Annotated in this window: 20 protein-coding genes; 8 read left to right on the top strand and 12 right to left on the bottom strand. The window is 40.9% G+C overall.

Annotated features, from left to right (window positions below):
- Window positions 1-99 precede the first annotated feature (99 nt).
- A complete protein-coding gene (locus tag ABD985_RS11265; RefSeq protein ID WP_345371770.1) occupies window positions 100-2,937 on the top strand; it encodes a M16 family metallopeptidase in 2,838 nt (945 codons plus the stop codon).
- A 95-nt stretch (window positions 2,938-3,032) separates the two neighbouring features.
- Here the strand turns inward: ABD985_RS11265 and ABD985_RS11260 are convergent, their stop codons facing one another.
- Together ABD985_RS11260 and ABD985_RS11255 are read right to left on the bottom strand one after the other, a co-directional pair.
- Window positions 3,033-5,288, bottom strand: a complete 2,256-nt coding sequence (locus tag ABD985_RS11260) for a S9 family peptidase (RefSeq protein ID WP_345371769.1) — start codon at window positions 5,286-5,288, stop codon at window positions 3,033-3,035.
- Window positions 5,289-5,415: 127 nt separating this feature from the next.
- Window positions 5,416-6,420, bottom strand: coding sequence for an LLM class flavin-dependent oxidoreductase (locus ABD985_RS11255; protein ID WP_345371768.1), 1,005 nt, complete (start codon window positions 6,418-6,420; stop codon window positions 5,416-5,418).
- A 271-nt stretch (window positions 6,421-6,691) separates the two neighbouring features.
- Between ABD985_RS11255 and ABD985_RS11250 the strand changes: the two genes are divergently transcribed.
- Entirely contained in the window at window positions 6,692-7,561 is an 870-nt protein-coding gene (locus tag ABD985_RS11250) for a leucine-rich repeat domain-containing protein (RefSeq protein ID WP_345371767.1), read from the top strand.
- A gap of 220 nt (window positions 7,562-7,781) precedes the next feature.
- Here the strand turns inward: ABD985_RS11250 and ABD985_RS11245 are convergent, their stop codons facing one another.
- From ABD985_RS11245 to ABD985_RS11235, 3 genes are all read right to left on the bottom strand, one after another.
- Window positions 7,782-8,411 (bottom strand): hypothetical protein, encoded by a 630-nt coding sequence (locus ABD985_RS11245; RefSeq protein WP_345371766.1) that lies wholly within the window; start codon window positions 8,409-8,411, stop codon window positions 7,782-7,784.
- Window positions 8,412-8,965: 554 nt separating this feature from the next.
- Window positions 8,966-9,265, bottom strand: a complete 300-nt coding sequence (locus ABD985_RS11240; protein WP_345371765.1) for an energy transducer TonB — start codon at window positions 9,263-9,265, stop codon at window positions 8,966-8,968.
- Entirely contained in the window at window positions 9,253-9,558 is a 306-nt protein-coding gene (locus ABD985_RS11235; RefSeq protein ID WP_345371764.1) for a hypothetical protein, read from the bottom strand. The genes ABD985_RS11240 and ABD985_RS11235 overlap by 13 nt, the downstream gene beginning before the upstream one ends.
- A gap of 96 nt (window positions 9,559-9,654) precedes the next feature.
- Here ABD985_RS11235 and ABD985_RS11230 point away from each other — a divergent pair, with 96 nt between their 5' ends.
- Window positions 9,655-10,161 (top strand): hypothetical protein, encoded by a 507-nt coding sequence (locus ABD985_RS11230; protein WP_345371762.1) that lies wholly within the window; start codon window positions 9,655-9,657, stop codon window positions 10,159-10,161.
- A 189-nt stretch (window positions 10,162-10,350) separates the two neighbouring features.
- Here the strand turns inward: ABD985_RS11230 and ABD985_RS11225 are convergent, their stop codons facing one another.
- From ABD985_RS11225 to ABD985_RS11195, 7 genes are all read right to left on the bottom strand, one after another.
- Window positions 10,351-11,136, bottom strand: a complete 786-nt coding sequence (locus ABD985_RS11225; RefSeq protein ID WP_345371761.1) for a hypothetical protein — start codon at window positions 11,134-11,136, stop codon at window positions 10,351-10,353.
- Window positions 11,137-11,347: 211 nt separating this feature from the next.
- Window positions 11,348-12,313, bottom strand: coding sequence for a sodium:calcium antiporter (locus ABD985_RS11220; protein ID WP_345371760.1), 966 nt, complete (start codon window positions 12,311-12,313; stop codon window positions 11,348-11,350).
- 33 nt (window positions 12,314-12,346) lie between these two features.
- A complete protein-coding gene (locus ABD985_RS11215) occupies window positions 12,347-13,129 on the bottom strand; it encodes an amidohydrolase (RefSeq protein WP_345371759.1) in 783 nt (260 codons plus the stop codon).
- A gap of 169 nt (window positions 13,130-13,298) precedes the next feature.
- Window positions 13,299-13,805 carry a CAP domain-containing protein gene (locus ABD985_RS11210; protein ID WP_345371758.1) on the bottom strand — a complete coding sequence of 169 codons (507 nt, stop codon included), beginning with the start codon at window positions 13,803-13,805 and terminating at the stop codon, window positions 13,299-13,301.
- A 310-nt stretch (window positions 13,806-14,115) separates the two neighbouring features.
- The gene (gene def, locus ABD985_RS11205; protein ID WP_345371757.1) at window positions 14,116-14,676 is read right to left on the bottom strand and encodes a peptide deformylase; all 561 of its coding nucleotides are present in this window, start codon (window positions 14,674-14,676) and stop codon (window positions 14,116-14,118) included.
- Between the two features lie 54 nt (window positions 14,677-14,730).
- A complete protein-coding gene (ruvX, locus tag ABD985_RS11200; protein WP_345371756.1) occupies window positions 14,731-15,156 on the bottom strand; it encodes a Holliday junction resolvase RuvX in 426 nt (141 codons plus the stop codon).
- Between the two features lie 70 nt (window positions 15,157-15,226).
- On the bottom strand, window positions 15,227-15,577 hold the full coding sequence (locus ABD985_RS11195) for an arsenate reductase family protein (protein ID WP_345371754.1): 351 nt from the start codon (window positions 15,575-15,577) through the stop codon (window positions 15,227-15,229).
- A gap of 766 nt (window positions 15,578-16,343) precedes the next feature.
- Between ABD985_RS11195 and ABD985_RS11190 the strand changes: the two genes are divergently transcribed.
- The 5 genes from ABD985_RS11190 to ABD985_RS11170 all read left to right on the top strand — a co-directional run bounded on the left by ABD985_RS11190 (window position 16,344) and on the right by ABD985_RS11170 (window position 24,228).
- The gene (locus tag ABD985_RS11190; protein ID WP_345371752.1) at window positions 16,344-17,621 is read left to right on the top strand and encodes a sugar isomerase; all 1,278 of its coding nucleotides are present in this window, start codon (window positions 16,344-16,346) and stop codon (window positions 17,619-17,621) included.
- Window positions 17,618-19,006: an FGGY family carbohydrate kinase gene (locus ABD985_RS11185; RefSeq protein ID WP_345371750.1), complete on the top strand. Its 1,389-nt coding sequence runs from the start codon at window positions 17,618-17,620 to the stop codon at window positions 19,004-19,006. Before ABD985_RS11190 ends, ABD985_RS11185 begins: the two co-directional genes overlap by 4 nt.
- A gap of 82 nt (window positions 19,007-19,088) precedes the next feature.
- On the top strand, window positions 19,089-20,519 hold the full coding sequence (locus ABD985_RS11180) for a purine-cytosine permease family protein (RefSeq protein WP_345371748.1): 1,431 nt from the start codon (window positions 19,089-19,091) through the stop codon (window positions 20,517-20,519).
- Complete coding sequence (locus ABD985_RS11175; RefSeq protein WP_345371747.1) at window positions 20,506-20,685, top strand: hypothetical protein; 180 nt, start codon at window positions 20,506-20,508, stop codon at window positions 20,683-20,685. Before ABD985_RS11180 ends, ABD985_RS11175 begins: the two co-directional genes overlap by 14 nt.
- Window positions 20,686-21,219: 534 nt before the next feature.
- On the top strand, window positions 21,220-24,228 hold the full coding sequence (locus tag ABD985_RS11170) for a SusC/RagA family TonB-linked outer membrane protein (protein ID WP_345371746.1): 3,009 nt from the start codon (window positions 21,220-21,222) through the stop codon (window positions 24,226-24,228).
- Window positions 24,229-24,232: the final 4 nt, after the last annotated feature.

The raw sequence follows: 24,232 nt of genomic DNA, 5'->3' as shown, positions 1-24,232 counted from the left end.
TCCTAAACAATTTGCTTGCTTCTAGTGTCTAAAGAGTAGCAAGCTGTATTAAAACTAATTTCACTTAATTTAATTATTAAATTGATGCTTTTGAGAAAAATGAAAATTACACTGCTGTTGGCGTTTTTGTTGCCACAGTGGTTAATGGCTCAAAAATTAGTTGAGTCTGTAAAATCAACTGACAACGAACTAACCATTCCCTATCAAAAATATGTTCTGGATAATGGCTTGACGGTCATTTTGCATGAAGATAATTCTGATCCAATTGTACACGTTGATGTCACTTACCATGTAGGGTCGGCAAGAGAAGAATTGAATAAGTCTGGTTTTGCACATTTCTTTGAACATATGATGTTCCAGGGATCTGAGCACGTAGCCGATGAGCAGCATTTCAAAATGGTAACGGAGTCTGGTGGTACCCTAAATGGTACAACGAACAGAGATAGAACAAACTACTTCGAGACAGTACCAAGCAACCAGTTGGAGAAGATGCTTTGGTTGGAAGCGGATCGTATGGGCTATTTCTTGGATGCCGTTACACAGGAGAAGTTTGAGATCCAAAGAGCAACGGTAAAGAACGAGAAAGGACAGAACTATGACAACAGACCTTACGGTCAGTGGAGTGAGATCAACGCCAAAGCCTTGTATCCTTATGGGCACCCTTATTCATGGTTGACGATCGGTATCTTGGAAGACCTTGACCGAGTAGATGTAAATGACCTGAAGAAATTCTTCTTGCGTTGGTATGGTCCAAACAATGCGACATTGACGATTGGTGGAGACATCGATGTACAGCAAACATTGGCTTGGGTAAACAAATATTTCGGGAAAATCCCAGCAGGTCCAGCAGTAGAAAATATGACTTTGGAGGCCCCTGTAGTGGACAAGGATCGTTACGTGTCTTATGTAGATAGCAATATCCGTTTCCCAGCGTTGTTGCTGACTTATCCTACCGTACCACAGTTCCACCCGGATGCACCAGCATTGGAGTGTTTGGCGGATATCATCGGACAAGGACAAGATTCTTACTTCTACAAGAAGTTTGTATTGACAAGAAAAGCACTACAAGCATCCATTTTCAGTAATAACTCTGAGTTGGCAGGAGAATTTACCATGTTCGTATTGCCTTTCCCTGGAACAACATTGGGCCAGTTTGAGGAAGAAATGAGAACGGCGCTGAAAGAGTTCGAGGAAGCGGGTGTAAAGCAAGAAGACGTAGAGAAGTTCGTAGCTTCTTATGAGGCAGGAGCGATCAGAGGATTGCAAAGTGTATCCGGTAAGGTATCTAAGTTAGCTTATTACCAGACTTTCCAAGGCAATCCAAACCTGTTCGGAAAGCGTCTGGAGCAATATAGAAAGTTGACCAAAGAAGATGTATTGAGAGTATACAACAAATACATCAAAGGTAAAGCTGCCGTGATCCAAAGTGTATTGCCAAAAGGTATGGAGCAAATGGCAGCTAAAGCTGATAACTATACCGTAGACACTACTCAGGAGAATCCATTCCCTACCACCGATTATTCTAAAGTGGAAAGTCGCAAGGCTCCTAAAGATGATTTTGATAGAAACACAGTGCCTGCAAGCGGTAAAAACCCAGCGGTAGAAGTACCTCAGCTTTGGGAAATGGCTTTTGATAATGGTATTGAGGTGATCGGAACAGAAAGCGAGGAGATTCCTTTGGTAACCTTGAGATTGACTATTCAGGGAGGTAACCTAATGCAGGTGGATGATCTGAAAAAAGCAGGCTTGGCTTCTATGACTGCTTCCATGATGAACGAAGGAACAGAGAACTACACGGCAGCTGAATTCGAAAATGAATTGGAGAAGTTGGGTAGCTCGATCAGCATCGGTAGTGGAGAGTCTTCTACGTATGTAGTGATGACTTCTTTGGAGAAAAACCTTGCAAGAACCTTGGAGCTATTGGAAGAGCGTTTGATGAGACCGAAATTCACAGAAGAGGATTTCAACAGAATCAAGCAACAAACGCTTGAGAGCATTAAGGCAAGTAAGAAGCAGCCTGTTGCAATTGCTAATGAGGTATATGGACAGTTGCTATATGGTGAGGATCACATTATGGGATTGTCTTCTTCGGGTACGGTAGAGTCTGTAAGCACGTTGACCTTGAAAGATGTAGAAGACTATTATAGCAATAACTATGCACCACAATTGGCACAATTGGTAGTGGTAGGTAGCGTATCTAAAGAAGAGATTACTCCAGGACTTTCATTCCTGAAAGCATGGAAGCCGACAGCTGCTAAAATGCCAGCAATCAAGTTGACGGCTCCACAGCCATCTAAAACAAAAATCTACTTTGTGGATAAGCCTAAGGCTCCTCAGTCGGAGATCCGTGTAGGTTACCGTACAGATTTGACTTACGATGTAGAGGGAGAGTACTATAAAGTAAACTTGGTGAACTACCCGATTGGTGGTGCGTTCAACAGCCGTATCAACCTGAATCTAAGAGAGGATAAAGGATGGACGTATGGCGCGCGTTCTTACTTCAGCAGTGGAGAGTTTACAGGAGAATTTACGGTTTCTACAGGAGTAAAAGCCGCAGCAACAGATAGCGCTGTCGTAGAAATTATGTCCGAGCTGGAAGGGTACTACAAAGAGGGAATCACTGCAGAAGAGTTGACCTTTATGAAAAACTCTATCGGTCAGAGAGATGCATTGAAGTACGAAACATTGGGACAGAAAGCACAGTTCTTGACAAAGATTGTTCGTTATGACTTGTCTCCTAAGTTTGTAAAGAAGCAAGCGAAAATGCTGAAGAAACTGAAAACAGAAGAGGTCAATGCGTTGGCGAAGAAATACTACGATTACAACAAAATGTTTATCGTGGTAGTAGGTGATAAGGAAACACAATTGCCGAAGCTGGAAAAGCTGGGTTATGAGATTGAAGAAGTAAAGGTTGAAGGGGAAGTATCAACGAAGTAATTGTTATTTCCAATTTGATTTTTAATAAATGGAGGGTTGTTATGCAGTAATGGACTGTATAACAACCCTTTTTTTGTACTGGTCTTGATTTGACCTTAATTAGTCTTCTCAATATCCCATAACGGTACTTCCCCCTTCAAATGCTCAATAAAGTAGTTCCAACGCACCTTTCTGAAATATTTCCAGTAGGCACCTTGATAACCGTGGTGCTGGCTAGGTAGAATTAACATATCAAAAGGACGATCGGCCTTGATCAGGGCTTCAGCCAGTTTGAAGGTAGCGGACGGGTTGACATTCTCATCCATTCCACCGTGTACCAGTAATAGTTTCCCTTTCAGACTTCCTTGAGCCGCTAAGGTCACATTAGATTGCTCATGATAAGCAGAATCTACAGGCCACCCCATATACATCTCCGGCCACCAGGCTTTTTCCATACGGTGATCATGGTCTGCCGAGCTGGATACGGCTACCTTATAGAAGTCAGGGTAGGCGAGTAGGGCATGGGCCGCATCATAGCCACCTGCAGAATGTCCGAAAATCCCTACACGGGTCGTATCCAGCCAGCTGTATTGTTCTCCTAGTTGTCGGATCGCAAGGATATGATCCTCTAGGTTTCCACCAAGGTTTTTATAGGAATAGTTGTGGAATGCCTTGGACCTTCCGGAAGACCCCAAGCCATCTACGACCAGTACCACAAAGCCTAGTTCGGCATAGCATTGCAGCCAGTAGGCGCTATTAAAGTCTTTAGGAAATAGCTGGGTATGTGGTCCGGTATAGGTGTATTCCAGAATAGGGTAGGATTGGGATGGATCAAAATCCGTAGGTTTCCATAACGCTCCATAGATAGTGGTTTGACCATCACGGGCAGTAGCTGTGAAAACCTCAGGTCCTTTCCACCCTCCGGCTTGATGCAGGAATGCTTCAGATAGTTGGCCTATCACTTTTCCATTCTTCAAGTCTCTTAATACTGTTTTTGTTGGTGTATTAACGGTAGAGTAGTTGTCTACAAAATACTGACCCTCCGGTGACAGATCGATGCGGTGATGGGTGTTTTCAGGAGTGAGTAGTTGCAGGTTCTTCCCTGAGAAAGAAATACTATACAGCCGCTGATGGTATGGGTTGCTTCCTTTTTCTTTTCCTGCCGCAAGGAAATAGATCTTTTTCTTCTCTTGATCTATTTTCTCAATACTATGAATATAGAACTCACCCTTGGTTAGTCTTTTCTCTTTTTTATTATTCAGTTGCAGGCTGTAAAGTTGTCTCCAGCCATCTTTTTCCGAAAGGAAGAACAATAGACCTGCCTCTTCTGCCAGTTGATAGGTAAACCCATCAATATTGGTGGTGCTTTCCTCATGGTAGAGTGTGTCCAGCGTTTCTGTATTCAGGTCAAAGCGATAAATATATTGATGCTGGAACCCCCTGCTTAAACGGTCCAGGTAAACCACTTCAGGTGTTTTTGACCAACGCATATCGATGGTATTGATATGGGTAGCTCTTGGTAGATTGGGGCGTACCTCTTTTCCGGAAGACACATGATAGAAGACCGGTTCCATATAGACCATGGTGGTGTCTCCAGGAGACCCTCTAAAGTAGGAACGCAGTTGTGGTCGGTAAAGAGAGTCAATGCTCCAGTCCAGTAAGTACATTTTTTCTGCTTGTCGCATATCACAGGCATTGGTATAGAGCCATTGATTATCCTCAGACCATTCCACCCAGAAATGTTCCGGACGCTCACCGTCTTCTCCTTCCATCAAATCGTACCATCCATAGTAGGTGCCGTACTCATACCACCTTCTACCGTCCTTGCTCAGTTGATAAGTGGTGTCGGTGCCCGTTTTGCGTATATGCAGGTTATAATCTTTGGTATAAGCTTTCCATACGCCATCAGGAGAGATACCTTGCTCACTTTCCGCCTTTTTAGGTTTTAAAGTGTCTAGTTGATACCCTTCCAGGTGCAATGTATAGGGTTGTCCTTTGGCGGTTAGCTCATATTGTTCTGACTGCCTGACCTTGAGATCTTCAATAGGCAGGGCAGCAGCGCTAACCTCTTCCGATAGTATTTCGGAAAGAGCCTGGGCGATGCGCTCGTGATCAAACAACGGCTTTTTTTGCATGTCGGCATAGTTCACCTGAAAGTACTGTTTTCCTGTTGGTGTATGCTCTATAAACCAAACACCAGTACTGTCTTCAAACCAGTGTGGCTTTACATGGGCGCTGAAGATCTTTTTGTTATGGACATTTTCATACAGAAAGGAATTAGCATTCTCGTAGTGAGAAGGGTCAATTGTTTTTTGTCCCCAAGCTCCAAAAAATAGCACGCTGAAAAGCGTGCTAAGCATTATTTTTTTCATTGGTATAGATATAACGTTGCACTAGATAAAAAACATTGCAAAGTCGAAAAAATAGCATCACGAAGCTGATACTATTTAGGCTTTGATTTAATAAATAATGAGCGTTTATATCAGAAGATCAACCAACTTATAACTCAAAGGCCTCCGCTAGTAGTTCATATGATCGAAGACGATCCTTGAAATCATGGGTAATCGTCACGATCATCATTTCATCCGTACCGTATTGTTCCGCCAGGTTTTCCAGTTTCTCTTTCACGACCTCAGGCGTACCAAATACCATTCGATGACGATTTTGTTGTATCCTTGCCTGCTCCATAGGGGATAATGGAATTTTTTTCAATTCTTCATACGACTGTAGACGCAACTTTCTGCCGGTTTCCACATAAAGCATCACAAGATCCATGGTATGTTGCAGTTCCTCTGCTTTTTCCATCGTATCAGCACAATGCACAAAGATACAAAACAAGCCAGCAGGTTTTGCTCCTTCTTTGCCGGGATTGAAGTGCTGAAAATAGGCTTGCATGGCTTCTGGTCCTCCCATAGGGTTGATAAAGTGAGCAAAGGCAAACCCCACTCCCTGACGAGCGGCATGATCTGCCCCAAAACCACTCGAGCTCAGGACCCAGATCGGAGGGGCCGTGTCAGGAATAGGGGAGGCTTCTAAGTGTCCCGCTTGCGTATCTACCGCTCCAGTCGTATAGGCTTTCAGTTCTGCAATTTGTTTGGGAAAGTGGTAGGCATCATAATTTCCATTTCCCTTATTGAGGGCATAAATGGCAGGGGAGTCCGTACCTGGTGCACGCCCTATACCAAGATCGATACGATTGGGGTGTAAAGTGGATAAGAGATTGAAATTTTCTGCGACCTTATAGCTGCTATAATGTGGCAACATTACTCCTCCAGAGCCTAATCGTATGCGCTTTGTGTTGGCGGCCAAATGGGCAATCAAAATTTCTGGTGAAGACCCCGCTAACAGCTCCGTGTTATGATGTTCGGATACCCAATAGCGGTGGTAGCCCCATGCATCGGCTTTCTGGGCTAGGGTAGTGGTATTGGCTAGCGCTTGAGCAGGAGTCTCCTCTCCACTCACGGGAGACTGATCCAGTATGCTTAATTTCAGTTTCGTTGACATATAGCTGATGTTCGTTTATTTGTTATTTCATTTATTGTAGTAGTTAAGGCCAAAGCTGTCGCATGGTATATGTTTAGACACGGCATGTAGTGGATTATCGTTCATAAACGATAACCAATAAGCGATAAACGCTAATATAATTTCGTAGACAGCGACAGTATTAACCTGAAAGCTACATTATGGCTTACCTTCGAGTAAACATAAGATACTTCTAACCAATTCATACCTTCCTTTGTTATGGAAGAAGAACATTTCGCAAACATAACTTGCCATGCAATCACTGGATACTTTATATGACCGTCTTGTCAAGGCTTACTCGGATGAAAACCTTAATCGCATCACGGGGAAGCTGATTGAACTGTACAAGAATAAGAACTATGCTTCCCTTTGGGAAGTGGCGAATAAGCTATCGTCTTATTTTCCAGTGTCCGAGCAAAAAGAAGCCAAGTTGTATACTCGTCTGGTTGGGACCTATCATCCGGATAGAGGAGAAAATATCCGTAAGTCGATTAGGTCTTTATACCATCAAAATGACGAAAAAGCTTTAAGAGGCTATGTACATGTATTCCTCTTGGATAATATTCAAGAGATGGAGGTGAGCTACGAGGAAGACGATATCGATTATGATCCGGGCTATATGTATGATAACCCCGAATGGGATGATTTCTATTCCTACACCCACGGAGAGGAACAAAGGGAAGTCAATTACCCCAGAACCTTTTTCAATGAACTGAAGTATCGGGCATTTGGGGATATATCGGTGGAGTTTCCTTTATACGAGTTGGAGTTAATCAATTCCTTTGAGTTTCCTGAATGTGGCTTGGAGTCCCTGGATGGAGTATCGTATTGTACAGAGGCGACCCTTTTTGATTTCTCCGATAATAAAATTACCGACGTCTATGAGTTCCGTGATCTGGTATCCATCGAAGAGCTATACCTAGCCAATAACGAGATTATGGACATCGATGACCTAAGAAACCTAATCCATATGCGTGCCCTGGATATTTCTGGAAACATGGTGACGGATTTATCCCCTTTGTTTGGGTTGTATCGTTTGGAGTACGCCAATGTTATGGACAATCCGGTGCCCAGGGAGCAGGTGGAGTACTTGAGGGACCATGGGGTGCGGGTGGTGTATTGATGTTTAATGAAGAATGAAGAATTAAGAATGAGAAATATTTATCTATAGCTGGTCAAGGAGTTCAGCTTTTCAGCGAAAAGCGCTCCTTGACCTGGCGGTTTATTGCTACTCTTTTTTGAAAGTAGTCAAAATAGACGTTGGCATAAGCCCGCCGGTCTGAGAGCGCTTCATGTGTTCATGCTTTACACATTTCGCTGAACTCTCGGGCCAGGGTAGTTTTTCAATTAGACTTTGAGCAGAGGGGGTAGCTATGTGTATCGTATTTTAACTCCTCAATTATACCAATACCAGTTCCTGTATTTCCAAAATATTCGTATTCTTCTACTAGCCTAGCAGTATATTCAAGCTCATCAGTTTGATCATCTTTTTTGTATGATAATTGAAATTTGATGGTTCTCATATCCGCTAGAACTGGATAAATCTCCCAAATTTTCTCATTATAGAATGGGTTTAATACCTTTTCCCATATTGTTTTCTTTGTTCTTTTGAGGACTAGAATATTACCAACATCAAAAAATACACGTAAGCGATATATATATTTATTATCAGTACATGAGTAGCAGTATATTTGTTCTCTTAGTTCATTTCCTTGAATGAAAAATATTTCTCCATCATATTCAATTTGCACTGTTGCTTCCCCCCATTTGTCATATGTAAAGCTGTTTTTTTCTATATCATTCCTATCTCGTATAGGGTCTAATATGAGCTGCCCCTTTGTTGAAATAAAACAAGGTCCATCTAACTCCCTAGAATTCAACCTTACTCTGACTTGATAATTGAATTCTATTAAATTCTGTGCTTTACTCAAGGTGCTAACGACTAGCAGTGTTAATATCATCCAAAATTTCATATGTTATTGTTCAAAAGGTGATAGAGTGGGGAGGGCTTTAAGTTTATACATTTTGCTGAACTCTCGGACCAGAGTAATTTTTTCAATTAAGAGGGATAGATATCGTCCTTTCAGGGTTTTGTATTACCTAAACCCCGTTAGGGATGACATCTATTAGCCGTGGTGTTTATTAAGGTTGAATAAATAACCGACACAGTAGTTATCTCCATCCCCGCCTAGGGTTTATTAAGATTGAATAATTAACCGACACATTTCTCACGTGAAGAGATGGGTTGAAGACTTACCGTCCCTACCCACCTCTATGTGATGTCATCCCTTCGGGATTATACCATAAAACCCTGAAAGGGTGACATCACATAGGGGCGGATTTCAATCCGTCACTATACGGAATATGACGGATAAATATTCAACCTTAATTAACCCTAGGCGGAGTTGAGGGAAGCATTTATGACGGTTATTTTTTCAAACTTAATCTAACCCACGGTCTACGTAAGAATAGCAAGCAGTTTACCCACTTCCATTCAAATGTAGCAACTTCACTATTGCATTTTTAGTTACGCTTTGCACACCCTGAAGCGATTACTCTTAATACTACAGACATTTTTACCCTTAATTTTTGCAGGTATCCATTGATCTTTCTGAAACTCTTTCAAGAGTTCTTTGGATGAAGCGTTATCAATTTGAGGTTTTATGCATTCTAAGTCGATAACCTTTCCTTGATCATTAATAATAAGTTTGATGATCACTTTTGAAGAAAGGCCAGTTTCGTTATAAAGCCTTTCAAAAGTCGGATAAATAGCCTTAGCGAATGAAAGATAAGTATCTTTTATATTTCCATTAATCAATGCCTCCAAATCACCGTCCCTTGTATTCCTTGCCCTACCATATTTGTGAAAAGTGACTCATCCCAAAGTAGGTTGTTACTAATGTACATCCCCATCAATCGCTTCTCATAACCAAACTCCTCGATATGATAAGGCGCTGGGTTGCTGTCATATCGACGAGTACTCCCTGTGATTACCAAGGTTCCATCAAACGTAAACTGATGTTTTTTGAGGGTATCTCGCGCAGAAGATAAGGAGGATTCTTGAGCGAAAAGAGTCGTGAAAGCGCCTAGAAAAAGTAAGGCAGAAAAAATAGTCTTCATTCGTTTTTTGGGGTATTTGAAATAAATCGATGTTGTGAAAATACCCATCTTTGTATTAAAGATGAACTTTCATGATCATTTTTATAAAATAAAATTATGCGAAAAAAATTATCCCAAACGGAACTGAAACAATTAAAAAAGGAATTTCCACAGTTGAAACAAATCGCTAAAGGTTTGATAGAGGTTGAACCTCAGTTGTTTGTGTCTCCATTTGAACATTGGTTGAGTATAGAAGAGTGTCATGCCATTTATGATCAAAGTAAAAATCCTGAAAGAAGACAGTATAACGAGAATTTGCTGCAACTTATTTTTGAATACTCAGACGGACAACTATATACTTGGAGGTTCAAAAGAAGGGAACGGGTATACTTTTATAGAATAACATCATTGGCACACCTTATCAAGTTATGTGATGTGAGAAATAAAAGTTGGGAAAGTGGCTGTAGGTTTCATATTATCTCTCCGGCATTGAAAGTTATCTATGAAGAGCATTGGGATTGGACGAATATATTTAACCTTTTTGAAGGTGCGGATAAGGACATTATTGAAAAACTGGTGAAAGAGGCTGGCCTATATGTCACTGAGGTAACGGATGATTGTTAGTACTAGGGGTATCTGTGCTAATAAGCCATTGAAGCTAAATGTTCAAATATGCTTAGAATTAATCTTCTGTCATACCTATACGCTCTATATGTATATTCACTTAATTTGATAGCATTAAGCTTTTACTCACTACCCAAAAGTACTATAGAGGCCTACAGTCTCTACTTATAAATGAGTTTATAGGTTAAGTTAATTTTCCTCCATTGACATATCCACAGTAACATATGAAGAAGGAAATTGAATATGCTCCTTGAATTTATTCCAAGCATCTTCATTGATATAATCGGTAGTGTCCAAGTTATATGCGCTGCTGTACATTATCGCTGAATCCCTGGCAATTTTTTGACAAAGATCGAGTCTAACCTGTCTTGAAAGGCATTGGTAATTAAAATAAACATCAGTATATACTTTATGCTTGAGTTTATCTGAGATGAGACTTTCTTTGAATGTCCCAGATTGTTGCTCGATTGCTTTATGATAACCGACGAACCCAACCGTTTCGATGATTTTTGAATCAAAGTATAAATGAAAGGATTCTGGCCCATTTTCAGAGTCTAAATATAATGCCCATTCCCCCACTACAAGGTCTTCCATCAGCGCTGAGTTACATATTGTAACTGAGACAGAATCCCGTATGATTTCATTTTGATCATAAAAATAGGTTCGTTTTTCCATACATAGGTCACGGTCATTTAATGTCCATTCAATCTGTAGGGAGCCTTGCTTTTTGTTGCTAAATACATCTTTACTCAGCCAATCAGCAATGCAGGACCGTTTTATGGAGTCTAATGGGATCTTTTGTTGTTCCAAACTGTGTACAATATGATCTTCAATGATACTGTCCCTAAGGGTTGAAAACTTATAAATGGCATCTGATGGACTTAATCTATTCTGTGGGATAGTACCAACTTCTCTTACGGGTTGCTGTGAGTTACATGAGATGAATAATAAAAGCAAATAGATATAAGGTCTCATTTTTTATGGGATTTACTAATGTCGAATAAGTTTATGGGTACTTATATTTACCTAATCACAGTATTTACTGCAGGAGTTTCAACAGCATATTCAATAAGAATTTGATCTCCTATTTCTTTACGACGATACCTTCCATCTGCTTTAAAGCTATCGGAAAAAAGACTGTCACCAACGGCGTATTCATACGACCATACTTGTAGAATGCGTCCTTCTACCCCCTAATCACCACATAATAAGCATACATCCCAAAAAGTAGTAACATCGCTATTCCTCCTATACGTCCGAAAACTTTTCGTTTGCTGGAGTGAATGAAAAGGAATAGGATAACCGTACTGATCAGCGTCATGGTCATATCAATATTGAGGAAGGTAGGGTACTTTACTTCTCCAATTACCCGGGTAAGGGCCAGTGAAAAAGTAAGGTTATAGATATTCGCTCCGGTAATATTACTAACGATAATATCAGGGCGTTTGCGACGAATAGCGGTATAGGCAGTGGCTACCTCCGGCAGGGAAGTTCCTACCGCTAGAATGAAAATAGCAATAAACTCACTGGACTTGCCAATATATTCGCTCAGAAAAAGAAGTTGCGTGATGACTAAGTATCCTCCTGCCGATACGGTGATCGTACCACGGATGATGTCATTGAAAATATCAAATGCCGGTAAGCTTTTTACTTCGTGTATAACTAGTTCGTTATCTTCTGGTTGGTTAGCGGATAGATAGGCCAGAAAGATAAAGAAAAGGGCAAGGAGTAAAAAAGCATCCAAGCCTGAAAGAATGTTTTCTTCTTCCAAAAAGAACAGATTGTCATTGACGATGAAAAAGAGTGTGCCAACGACTAATAAGGAAAACGGAATATCTCTCCAGGCATTCTTGCTTTTAACCAAAATAGGTGTGAATAAGGCACTACACCCTAGAATAATCATGGTGTTAAAGGTATTGCTGCCAATCAGATTGGCAAACAATAGGCTACTGTCTCCGTAGAAATGGGCGATCAGGCTGACGGTCAGTTCAGGAACGGAGGTCGTAAAAGCTACCAAACTTAGGCCAATGGTGATTTCCGATAGTCGGTATTTTTTGGCCAGAGAAGCAGTTCCTTCCAATAAATGTTCAGGCCCTTCCATCAATAGGATAAAGCCTACGCAAAGCATCAGGAGGTTCAGTGTGATATCCATAGTGGCGTACAATAAAAAAATAGGGTGAACAGTTTATGATACCTGTGCATTAAAATCATCAGCGTCCAGATGCACAGGAAATGCTTCCCTATAATCGAGTAAATCTTTTTTAGAGAGCGTAGCAGTCGTTAGCGCTACTTGATCATCCATTTTTAACAAGGTGTCTCCTTTAGGACCATATACGGCTGAATGCCCATCATAAGAAAGGTGCGGATCGCTACCACAGCGATTGAGTCCAACCGTATAGCAAGAGTTTTCTATGGCTCTAGCCTGTAGTAAGGTATCCCATATCGTAATGCGTGGATTTGGCCAATTGGCCACATAAATCAATGCATCATAGGCCAATCCTTGGTTGCGGCTCCAGACCGGGAAACGAAGGTCGTAGCATATCATCGGACATAGTTTCCAGCCGTGAAAATCAACGATTAAACGCTCATTTCCTGCAGTAAAGGTATTGCCCTCAGCGCCCATACTAAAGAGATGTCTTTTGTCGTAATAGTCAAAACTTCCGTCAGGATTCATCCATAGCAGACGGTTGTGGATTTTCCCATTTTCCTTTATTGGATAGCTTCCTGCGACACTAGCCTGTAGCTGTTGCGCCATTTGCTGCATCCATTTAAAGGTCGTCAGGCGCATAGGCTCAGCAAGGGTAGAGGCATCAGGATGAAATCCCGTGGTAAAGGTTTCAGGAAGGAGTACCAGATCAGTTTCAGGCATCGCATCCCATAGAAGCTCTTCGATGTGGTGACGGTTAGCTTCAGGAGACATCCAATGTAGGTCTGTTTGTACAAGGGTTATGCGGAGTGTCTCTTTCATGGTTTAGTTTGTTTTTTAGTGATTGGTGATTAGTGGACTGAACGCCAAGTAAACTTATAGTTAAGTACTACTTTTAAAGGGGTTAAGGAAGAAGGATAAAGGATTATTATCCATAGGCTCCTTATTCTTTTATCCTTCTTCCTTCCTCCTTTATCCATTTGGAAGTATCCTACTCACTTGCCTGTACAAAAAACACTACAAAGTAAAACATACCAAAGCGGTTTTGCATGGTCGCCACTCCTAAGTGCGTGAAGCTTCCACTTTCGATCTTATTTTTACATACTCCGAAAGCTTTTAGCGATTCAAAGGCTGTCGTAGCAGGGTCCAGGTTGTCATTAAAGGCGACACATCCATCTACTCGACTAACGGGAATGAGCATATCCCGACGTACATTATTGAAAAATTCAGAGGAGATCTGTGTGTCTTCTGCACGAAGTAGAAAACGTTCTTCATCCTCCAGTAACTTCAGAAGGTATAATTTAGCCTGTTCATAGACTACAGGGTCAACTTGAAGTTCGGATAGTCCCTTGCTTTTGCGGTAATCATTGATTGTTCCTTGCAACTGTAGTTCCACACCAGATTGCTCACCAATATTGATCATACCCGTGTTATCACACCCATTAAGGAAGCTAAGGGCGATTATACTAAAAATCAGATATAGAAGTTGCTTGTACATAGGTAGACAGTGAACAGTGAACAGTGAACAATGAGCAGTTATGAGTTATGAATTTTTACTACTAGTGTAGCATTTGTGAGTTATAGGATATAACTTTTTCTTGAACTCAGAACTCAGAACTCAGAACTCAGAACTCAGAACTCAGAACTCAGAACTCAGAACTCAGAACTCAGAACTCAGAACTCAGAACTCAGAACTCATAACTCATAACTCATAACTCATAACTCATAACTCATAACTCATAACTCATAACTCATAACTCATAACTCATAACTCATAACTCATAACTCATAACTCATAACTGAGTAAGTTATCGTTTAGGGAAAATCATCTTGTAATCATACTTACAGATCCCTTTAGTGATCTTGTCCAGTTTTCCTTTGATCATTCTTCTTTTCAAAGGAGACAATAACTCAGTAAACAAGATGCCGTCGATATGGTCGTACTCATGTTGGATAACACGGGCAGTCATACCATCAAACTCACGAACGTGCTCGTTCCAGTTTTCGTCAAAGTAACGGATCTTGACAATTTCCGGGCGGAATACCTCTCCTCTGATACCAGGGATACTCAGGCATCCTTCTTCCATTCCCCAGTCGTCTCCATCTTCCTCAATAATCTCAGCGTTGATGAAAACCTGTCTCAAGCCTTCTTCCTGCTCGTCTTCTTCTAACATTAGGCTGGAGTCAATCACGAAAATACGCTTGTTCAGTCCAATTTGGGGACCTGCCAAGCCTACCCCGTTGGCCGCTTCCATGGTTTCAAACATGTCGTTGGCTAATTGTTTTACGTCTAGCTCTCCGTCTTTCTCTATGTCTACAGCAACCTTTGTCAATACAGGATCACCGTAAGCTACGATAGGGTAAATCATTGTCAATATGAATCTATAAAATAAATAATTTGCACTTGGTGGTTGAGTTTCTTTTTACAAGAAACCGTTATTCTTGCTATCCAGGTATGACTGCAGGATAATCACGGCACTTACCTTGTCGACATTTCCTTTTTGTCGTCGATCTTTTTTCTTCATGCCTCCGGCAATCATGGCATCCAATGCCATTTTTGAGGTGAATCGTTCGTCGATCAAATGAATAGGAGTGTCAGGGAAGTGTTTTTTAAGTTTTGCTTCCAGCTTTCTGACCGGCTGTGTGGTATGGGTATCCTCCATATTTAAGTTTCGGGGAAACCCTAATGCAAAGGCCTCAATCTCCTCTTTTGCTGCGTATCGCTTCAGGTAGGGGATCAGCTCCTTACTAGGGACTGTTTCCAGACTACTGGCGATAATCTGCAAAGGATCGGTGACGGCTAGTCCCGTACGCTTGAGACCAAAATCAATTCCTACAACTCTTGCCATTCCTGTATGTTAAACTTTGAATCTTTCTGTTTTCTTACAAAGGTACAAGAATTTATAGGGATATGCATAGTTACCCAAGCTTTACCCCTAGGGATTCCACAACTTTTTTGCTGTTTCCTATAAAAATCTCTCCATCGACTAAGAAGACCGGACGTTTTAGGAAGGTATATTCTTCCAAAATCAATTGTTTGTAGTCATCCTCAGATAGGTTCTGGTTTTTAAGGTCTCTTGCCGCATATTGTCTGGAACGACGATTGAATAGACTTTCGTAACTCCCTGATAGCGCATGCATTTCCTCTAGTTGTTCTTGAGTGATGGCTTCATGCTTAATATCTTGCTGTTCAAAATCTTCCAGAGGAAGCGCCTTCATGATTCTTTTGCAAGTGTCACAAGTGGATAGGTAGTAGACTTTCTTAGCCATGTTTAGTGTTAATTATAATAAATATAAAAAGGTGGGGGCGATCCCACGTGGTCGCCCTCACAAAGATAAAAGGTAAAACGTAAAACGTAAAACGTAGTAGGGGCGACCCCGTGTGGTCGCCCAGACATTAACGGGCAGGGACGGTCCCTCGTTTCACCAATAGCATTCAACCAAAGTAAATTGCTACGCTGAAGTATGACTAGTGGTCTAAACACTAAGTGTTCTGATAGAAATAAAGGTGCTACTTCCAAATGGATAAAGGAGGAAGGAAGAAGGATAAAGGATTACCATCCATAGGTTCCTATTCCTTTATCCTTCTTCCTTAAACCCCTTAAAAATAGCTCTTAACTATAAGTTTACTTGGCGTTCAGTTCACTAGTCATTCATATCTAATTTGTATTATCACGGACTTTTCTTGACTTACGCCAAGGGTAAAAGGTTTGATTTGTACAAAAAAAGTACACCATTACGGATTGGGACAGAAACTGTTAGCCGAAAAGTCTAAAAAATCGTATACTCATATAGTTTAGCTGCGATTATAATCTTTTTCATTTTCATATTTATAAAGAAAGAGCCTCATTTTTAATGAGGTTTTTTTTGTCTAAAAAAAACTCCTGAAGTGATTCCTTTCCTTTTACTTTCTTGAAAATCCTCTTGATTCAAGAAATGAAATAAGTTTCAGTCCTGATTAAAATATCTTGTTGCATCGTGAAAATAACACATGGAGGTTCCATGTCATGTTAGTATAAGTAGATTGTTTTACACCATGCAGTTAAAAGATATTAATTCATTTAATGAGAGCTATCGTTTGCAGCACCTCAAGGCGCTAGACTATTTGAAAGTATCTCGAAACATAACAGATGATCAGCTATTGGATATTGTTCAACAGCTAAAAACATTTCAGGTTGCCATTCCTAGTTGGGCCTTAGGAACAGGAGGAACCCGCTTTGGTAGATTTTCAGGAGCGGGAGAGCCCGGGGATTTACAACAAAAAATACAGGATGTAGGAATTTTGCATCAGCTAAATCGTTCCAGTGGAGCCATCTCTCTCCATATTCCTTGGGATACCTTGTCTGAGGACGAAATTCAGACAATCAGGGAGGAGGCTGCTCAATATGAAATTCTTTTTGATGCAGTCAATAGCAATACTTTTCAGGATCAAGAGGGACAATCTCTATCTTATAAGTTTGGCTCTCTTTGTCATGTAGACAAAGCGGTGAGAAATCAAGCGATAGCACATATGAAAGAGGTGATTGATCAAGGACAATTGGTGGGGTCCAAGTCGTTGACCGTATGGTTGTCAGATGGGGCTAGCTTTCCCGGGCAATTGGACTTCAAAGAAGCGTTGCAGCGTGTGGAAGAATCCCTTCGAGAAGTGTATGATTATTTGCCGGAAGACTGGCAAATGTTTATAGAGTATAAGCCCTATGAACCTAATTTTTATAGCACTGTCATCAGTGACTGGGGGACATCTTATCTATTGGCGGAAAGCTTAGGGCCAAAAGCTAAGACGTTAGTAGACCTGGGGCATCATCTGCCCAATACCAATATAGAACAGATTGTAGCAACTTTGATTTACAAGAATAAGTTGGCAGGATTTCATTTCAATGATTCCAAATATGGGGACGATGATTTAACCGTAGGGGCACTGAAGCCCTATCAACTCTTCCTTATTTTTTGTGAGCTGGTGAAAGGTATGAAGGATAACCCTTCGCTTTCCTTGGCGTGGATGATTGATGCCAGTCATAATATCAAAGATCCTCTGGAAGATATTTTACAGTCCGTGGAGGCCATCATGTTAGCTTATGCACAGGCTTTGATGGTAGATTATAAAGCGCTGAAAGAAACACAGTTGGCCAATGATGTAACGTATGCACAGGAAATCCTTCAGGATGCTTATCGCACGGATGTTCGCCCTGTAGTGGCAGAGGCAAGAATACAGGAGGGAGGAGCTTATGATCCATTACAATATTACCGTCAGTATCAATTGCGAGAGCAATTGATCGAGAAAAGAGGGTTGTACGTTAAGGCATCTGGACTATGAGTAGAAAGGAAGTTATTCTGGTATTCGATATTGGTAAGACGAATAAGAAACTATTTGTATTTGACCGGGAGTATGCTGTAGTGGAGAAGGAGTACCAACGTTTTCCAGAGCAAAAAGACGAAGAGGGATTTCCAACAGAAGACCTAAAACTGTTGAAGACGTGGGTCAAGGAACGTAGTCAGTTTTATTTTTCTCATCCTGTCTATGTTGTGGTAGGCATGAATTTCTCCACCTATGGGGCTTCTTTTGTATTGTTGGATCAAGGCAAAAGGGAGCTTTTGCCTATGTATAACTATCTCAAGCCTTTTCCTGAGTATTCAAAAAAATGGTTGTTTACTTTTTTTGAAGGTGGAAAAGAGCAGTTCGAGAAGGAAACCTCTAGTCCTTTTATGGGAATGCTCAACTCAGGAAATCAATTATTGTGGCTTAAGCAGGAAAAGCCTGCACAGTATAGGCAAGTAAACTATGTGCTTCATCTACCTCAATATTTTCACTACTTAATGACAGGGGAAATGGTACAGGAGTATACCTCCTTGGGGTGTCATACCGGGATGTGGGATTTTAGGGCGCAGCAAATGGCAAAATGGCTGGAAAAAGCCTTACCAGAGATTACGTGGCCTGAGGTAGAAGCCTCCGTTCCGTACAGATTTGTAAAAGTGTGGGGACAATCCGTAAAAGTAGGGATGGGAATACACGATAGTTCTGCTGCATTACTTCCTTACCGGTCACTGCAGGAGCCTTTCGTTTTGATTAGTACGGGAACGTGGAGTATCTGTATGAACCCTTTCAACCATCAGGTACTAACGTTAGAGGAATTGCATAAAGACTGTCTTCTTTTTTTGTCTCCGGAAGGGAAAAGTGTTAAGGCATCTCGTTTAATGCTAGGTAAAGAATATGCGCTTCAGGAAAAGAAGTTAGCAGACTATTTTGGTAAGGAGAAAGATTATCATCATGGCTTTTCTTCTCAAAATGAGATGGTCATTCCTACTAGTTTTCAACAGCCTGTACAATATTTCCGTTGGAATTTTTCTTACCTCCGTCCGGATGTTTATGATTTCAATAATCAAGGGGAAGTTGATTTCTCTTCTTTTGAGTGCTATGAAGAGGCCTATCTACATTTAATGCATGAGTTGGTGACTTTACAGGTAGCCTCTCTGCGACTTGTTTTGGAAGGCCAATCGATTAGACACATTTATGTGGATGGTGGGTTTATCCATAATAAAGTGTATCTGAGATTATTGAAGGGGATGTTGCCAGAATTTTCAATTAAGGCGAGTGTTTTTGGGAATGCTTCTGCTATAGGAGCCGCTATATTGGTCAATGATAGGGCATTTGAGGAGGAGAAGGTGTACCAATGGGTTGAGGAAGAGGTCACGTTTACCTAAGGACCTTCTGTGGATTTTGAAATTAGAAGTTTTCTAATAGAAAAAATCAACTGTTTGAGAAGGATAATTAACAATAACACATATGAAAAGAATAAAGACATTTTTACAGGAATCAGCTGGAAGCGTCAATGAGTATGAACGAGAATCGGTACCTCCTTCAAAAGTCAAGGGGTTTAAAAGCTTTGTAGGAATGGTTTCCGGGGAACATATTGCTGGGACTGAATTTGTGATAGGACCTTTGTTTGTTTTGCACGGTGCTGCAGCGGTCGATGTGTTCTGGGGGTTATTGGTCGGAAATATTCTGGCAACCCTAAGTTGGGTATTGCTTTGTGCTCCTGCGGCAGTAAAAACCAGGACAACAATTTTTTACCAATTGGAACGGATCAGTGGTAAGGGAGTGGTGAGTATTTACAACAGTGTGAATGGATTACTTTTTGGTGTTACGGCTGCAGCCATGGTAGGAGTTTCAGCTTCGGCTATTGGGATTGTCTTGAACTTGAAAGGGCCTGGGTTGACAGACTTATACCCGGAAAACCCTTTGTGGGTGGCTATTATCTTTGTTATCGGTATGGTAATCGCTGTAGTGGCTACTTTTGGATTTGACCGTGTATCCAAGTTTGCAAATATCTTTGCTCCTTGGATGCCTTTTGTCTTTTTGTCGGCAGGGGTAGCGATGCTCCCTTCTTTAGGGGTGAAAAATTGGAGTGATTTTATGGCAGTTGCCCAAAATGAGATATGGAGTGGTACCCCAGTAGAAGGACAGACCAAGTATACCTTTTGGCATATTATGATATTTGCCTGGTTGTGTAATAGTGCGATGCATATGGGGTTGGCAGATATGTCAATTTATCGGTATGCAAAAAAAGCATCTTATGGGATCGCTTCTGCATTTGGAATGTTTATCGGGCATTATATGGCATGGGTGGCATCAGGAATCCTTTGTGCGGTAGCACTTAAAAATGGCATTGATAACCCATCTCCCGGGCAAATTGCTTATATGGGAGCAGGAGTGGCGGGGTTGCTTTGTGTCGTTATCGCAGGATGGACGACGGCAAATCCTACGATTTACCGCTCAGGCTTGGCGATACAAGGATTAATGCCCCAAGTACCTCGATGGAAAATTACACTGGCAGTAGGCATCTTGATGACTATTTTAGCTTGTTTTCCTGCCATAGTTGCCAAGTTAGACCAGTTTTTAGGAATATATGCTTTATGTGCAACTCCTATAGGTGCAATTGTTTTTGCAGATATATTTCTTCTTCCAAAGTTAGGAATGCTCTCTAATTGGGCTGAGAAAAAACAACTGAAATACAACCCTTCAGTTTGGGTAACCTGGGTGGTGGCGATTGCAGGCTCTTATCTTATATACTATCTGTTTTCATTTGATTTCTACTTCTTTGCGGCCATTCCTGGATGGGTCATAGGCCTTGTAGTATATGTTTTGGCGACAAAAGCACAGCAACGAATGGAAGCAGTATCATCAAAAAAATTACAAGTCAATGAATATAATTAAGTATCTCCTAAAGCCACTTTCCTACGTTGGTTTGGTGGCGACCATTCTTCCCGCCTTCTTGTTGTTTTATGATTGGATACCTATGGACCGGTATCAGCAGTTCATGTTGTGGGGAAGTTTACTATGGATAGTCACTGCACCCTGGTGGATTAATAAAAGAGATTAGTTGAATGTGTTTTTGGATTAGGTTAATAAAATGTTGCTCACAAGTTGGGGCAACATTTTTTTTATGATGTCATCTGATAATTTTCAATAATTAAGATACGCTAGAACTAGTCCAGTAGCTTTTTTGGGTGATTCACTCTAATTAAAAAATTGAAAATTAATTCACTAGTGGACTAAACGCCAAGTAAACTTATAGTTAAGTGCTACTGTCAAGGGGTTTAAGGATGAAGGATGAAGGATTGCTATTCAGGGGTTTCTACTCCTTTATCCTTCCTCCTTTATCCATATGGAAGTAGCTCCTTTATTTCTATCAGAAAACTTAGTGTTTGGACCACTAGTAGGAAGAAAACACTATTTTTGCTGTATAAATGACACTTATTTTTATCCGAATTTTAAAAATCGTAGTTCAGGAGGGGATTTTATGGGCACTTTTCGGTACAAATGATCGAAGGATATCATTCGACATGTACTTAAATAATTTTTATTACTTCTCGATACGAATATGATGAATGAAAGAAAACTAGCCGTTTTTCTCATGCTATTATTAGCATTTTCCGGTCATGTCATGGGACAGACTGTGACAGGTAAAGTAATAGATCCAAGTGGTATTCCCTTAGTCGGTGCCAATGTAGTCGAACAGGGAACAACTTATGGAGCCGTCACTGATTTTGATGGTAACTTTAGTTTAGAGTTATCCAGTAGCGATGTGGTGTTGCAAATCTCTTATATAGGATATGAAACAAAGTTAATCCCTTATACAGGGCAAAAAGAGCTTAAAGTCGTATTACCTAATGCCATGGCGTTGTTAGATGATATTGTGGTAATTGGTTATGGTACCCAGAAAAAGAAAGATGTAACGGGTGCTATGAAGACAATCAAAGCCGAAGGCATTGAGGGACAACCGGTATCCAATATGGCATCAGCCATGCAGGGACAGGTAGCGGGTTTACAGGTAACTTCAAGTTCAGGACAGCCAGGGGCAGGACATAATGTAAGGATCCGAGGTACATCCAGTATCACAGGGGGAAGTAACCCGTTATATGTGATTGACAATGTCATTGTAACCAATGGATCCGCATTAGCCACTTTGAATACATCAGATATTGAATCCATTAACGTATTAAAAGATGCTTCAGCACCAGCAATTTATGGGGCAAGAGCGGCCAATGGAGTAATTATTATCACCACTAAGAGAGGAAAAGCAGGAAAGACAGCAGTGAACTTCCATACGTATGCTGGTGTACAGACTCCTTCTAAGAAGCTGGATATGTTGGATGCCCAAGGCTATCAAACTGTTTGGAATGCCGCTCAGGATAATGCAGAACTGGAACGCTTTGCTAATTTGGACGGGACAACGCTGACAGAATCTACCGATTGGCAAAGTGCTTTGTTGAATGATGCAAGAATTCAAAACTATGAGCTTTCTACAACCAGTGGTACGGAGAATACCAATATCTCTTCTTCAGTGAATCATTATCAGGAAGACGGAATGATCCTCAATACAGGCTTTACCAGAACTTCCGTAAGATTAAATGCAGATACCCATTTTAATAACTTAAAACTAGGTAACTCATTCTATTATTCTCACTCTAATTTTAGAGACCAGAATGTGGTTAATGGCCGAGGAATGTTGAACTGGGCATTGTCACAATCTCCTGCAGTAGCCATCAGAAATGAAAACAATGTAGGAGGGTTTAATGGTCCTCAACCAGGTGATGGAGCATTGAACAAAGTGAACCCTATTGCTGCTCAGGAGTTGATTGAAAACACCAGAAGAATTAATCGCTTTCTGGGGAACGTCTATGCACAGTATGAGTTTTTTGATGGCTTCTCCTACAAATTGAGTTTAGGAGCGGACATGGCAGGTACTTTTAATCGTTACTTTGCTCCTGAGTTCGATCTAGGCAATGGGCAAACACCCCTTAGTATACAGAATGGCAAGCAAGTGACGGAGCGTAGAACTGATCAGTCGTCTATCTTATTGGAAAATATGCTGAACTTTAAGCGTATGATTGGGAAGCACGATGTAGCCGTGTTGTTGGGGCATTCTGCTATTGCCAATGAAACATCTTATCAACATACCTCTGTAGTAGGAGAAAACATTAGTGAGGCATTCCCAGTAATTAACGCTTCAGAGAGTGTCAGTGACCTTCAGGGTGGTCGCTCACAAAGAAGAATGCTTTCGTATTTTGGTAGAGCTTCTTATGGATACGATGGAAAGTACTTGGCGATGTTCAATTACCGTAGAGATGGCTCTTCTGCGTTTACTGCAGAAAATGCTTTTGAAGATTTTATGTCAGCTTCCTTGGGATGGGTGATTAGTGAGGAAAGCTTTTTGGAAGATGGCTTCTTCGACCTATTGAAGTTAAGAGGTAGTTATGGGTATTTGGGTAATGATCAAATTAATGCTAGTGCGACACAATCGGTAGTTAATTTGAATTCAAAAACGATTTTTAATGGAAATGTTTTAGTGAATGGAGTATCTCCGGGAAGTCAGGTAGCTAATAGAGATTTGGTATGGGAGAAACAGGAGCAATTGAACTTGGGCTTGGATATGGCAATTCTAAGGAATCGTTTGAGTTTGACGGTAGATTATTTTGTCAAAAACTCTAAGGATCTTTTGTTGAGATTCAACTTGCCTAAAGCGACAGGTGTAGGAGCCGTTTACCTGAATGCTGGACAAGTACAGAACAAAGGATGGGAGTTTGACTTGTCATATGGAGATAAAAAAGGTGATTTCTCCTATAATATTAGTGCCAACGCAACCTTGTTGAATAACGAAGTGAAAGAATTGGCTTATGGATTAGAGGCCATTGAACGCTATGGGAACTCTTATTTTGTACCTAGAAATAGGATAGAGGTTGGTAACTCTCTATTTGCACTTTATGGATATCAAGCAGATGGGATTTATAAGTCTGAAGAGGAATTGAACGATGGCCCAACCCCATTGCCAGGGACTGCTGTGGGAGATATCAAATACAAGGATATCAGTGGACCTGAAGGAGTTCCGGATGGAATGATTACCAATGATGACCGTACTTTCATTGGAGACGGTAACCAGGACATCATTTATGGTTTCTCTATGTCTGCAAAATATAAAGGGTTTGATTGCTCTCTTCAACTACAAGGAGTTTATGGCAATGAGGTATTTAATGAGACCAAGTTTTACACACAGGGGTATTACAATACCTATAATATGACTACGGATGTATTGGATGCCTGGTCGGAGACAAATCCCAATTCAGATACTCCAAGAGCGATTCCGAGTAACCTGAGTAATAATGATGAAGTATCCTCCTATTGGGTAGAAGATGCTTCTTACCTGAGATTGAGAAATGTTCAGCTAGGGTATACGATTCCTGCGAAAGCAGTAGGAGTGATCGGATTGTCAAGCTGTCGATTGTATACTTCAGCACAAAACCTATTTACAATCACCGATTTCTCTGGATATGATCCGGAAAGTGCCACCTTCTCTGGTGTACAGGGAGCACAGTTGTACCCAACACCAAAGACATTTGTACTGGGAGCGCAAATTGGATTTTAATCAT

This window comes from Algivirga pacifica, assembly GCF_039543525.1.
Taxonomy (GTDB): Bacteria; Bacteroidota; Bacteroidia; order Cytophagales; family Flammeovirgaceae; genus Algivirga; species Algivirga pacifica.
The sequence above is the reverse complement of the archived record's forward strand: the minus strand, read 5'-3'. Positions and strand labels throughout refer to the sequence as shown.

Bases quoted from the DNA above. Each gene is read 5' to 3' on its own strand.
- ABD985_RS11230 (WP_345371762.1), top strand. From the start codon at position 9,655: ATGCGAAAAAAATTATCCCAAACGGAACTGAAACAATTAAAAAAGGAA.
- ABD985_RS11180 (WP_345371748.1), top strand. From the start codon at position 19,089: ATGAAAAGAATAAAGACATTTTTACAGGAATCAGCTGGAAGCGTCAAT.
- def (WP_345371757.1), bottom strand. From the start codon at position 14,676: ATGATTTACCCTATCGTAGCTTACGGTGATCCTGTATTGACAAAGGTT.
- ABD985_RS11220 (WP_345371760.1), bottom strand. From the start codon at position 12,313: ATGGATATCACACTGAACCTCCTGATGCTTTGCGTAGGCTTTATCCTA.
- ABD985_RS11265 (WP_345371770.1), top strand. From the start codon at position 100: ATGAAAATTACACTGCTGTTGGCGTTTTTGTTGCCACAGTGGTTAATG.
- ABD985_RS11190 (WP_345371752.1), top strand. From the start codon at position 16,344: ATGCAGTTAAAAGATATTAATTCATTTAATGAGAGCTATCGTTTGCAG.
- ABD985_RS11250 (WP_345371767.1), top strand. From the start codon at position 6,692: ATGCAATCACTGGATACTTTATATGACCGTCTTGTCAAGGCTTACTCG.
- ABD985_RS11185 (WP_345371750.1), top strand. From the start codon at position 17,618: ATGAGTAGAAAGGAAGTTATTCTGGTATTCGATATTGGTAAGACGAAT.
- ABD985_RS11195 (WP_345371754.1), bottom strand. From the start codon at position 15,577: ATGGCTAAGAAAGTCTACTACCTATCCACTTGTGACACTTGCAAAAGA.
- ABD985_RS11235 (WP_345371764.1), bottom strand. From the start codon at position 9,558: ATGAAGACTATTTTTTCTGCCTTACTTTTTCTAGGCGCTTTCACGACT.
- ABD985_RS11175 (WP_345371747.1), top strand. From the start codon at position 20,506: ATGAATATAATTAAGTATCTCCTAAAGCCACTTTCCTACGTTGGTTTG.
- ABD985_RS11225 (WP_345371761.1), bottom strand. From the start codon at position 11,136: ATGAGACCTTATATCTATTTGCTTTTATTATTCATCTCATGTAACTCA.
- ruvX (WP_345371756.1), bottom strand. From the start codon at position 15,156: ATGGCAAGAGTTGTAGGAATTGATTTTGGTCTCAAGCGTACGGGACTA.
- ABD985_RS11170 (WP_345371746.1), top strand. From the start codon at position 21,220: ATGCTATTATTAGCATTTTCCGGTCATGTCATGGGACAGACTGTGACA.
- ABD985_RS11255 (WP_345371768.1), bottom strand. From the start codon at position 6,420: ATGTCAACGAAACTGAAATTAAGCATACTGGATCAGTCTCCCGTGAGT.
- ABD985_RS11245 (WP_345371766.1), bottom strand. From the start codon at position 8,411: ATGAAATTTTGGATGATATTAACACTGCTAGTCGTTAGCACCTTGAGT.
- ABD985_RS11210 (WP_345371758.1), bottom strand. From the start codon at position 13,805: ATGTACAAGCAACTTCTATATCTGATTTTTAGTATAATCGCCCTTAGC.
- ABD985_RS11260 (WP_345371769.1), bottom strand. From the start codon at position 5,288: ATGAAAAAAATAATGCTTAGCACGCTTTTCAGCGTGCTATTTTTTGGA.
- ABD985_RS11215 (WP_345371759.1), bottom strand. From the start codon at position 13,129: ATGAAAGAGACACTCCGCATAACCCTTGTACAAACAGACCTACATTGG.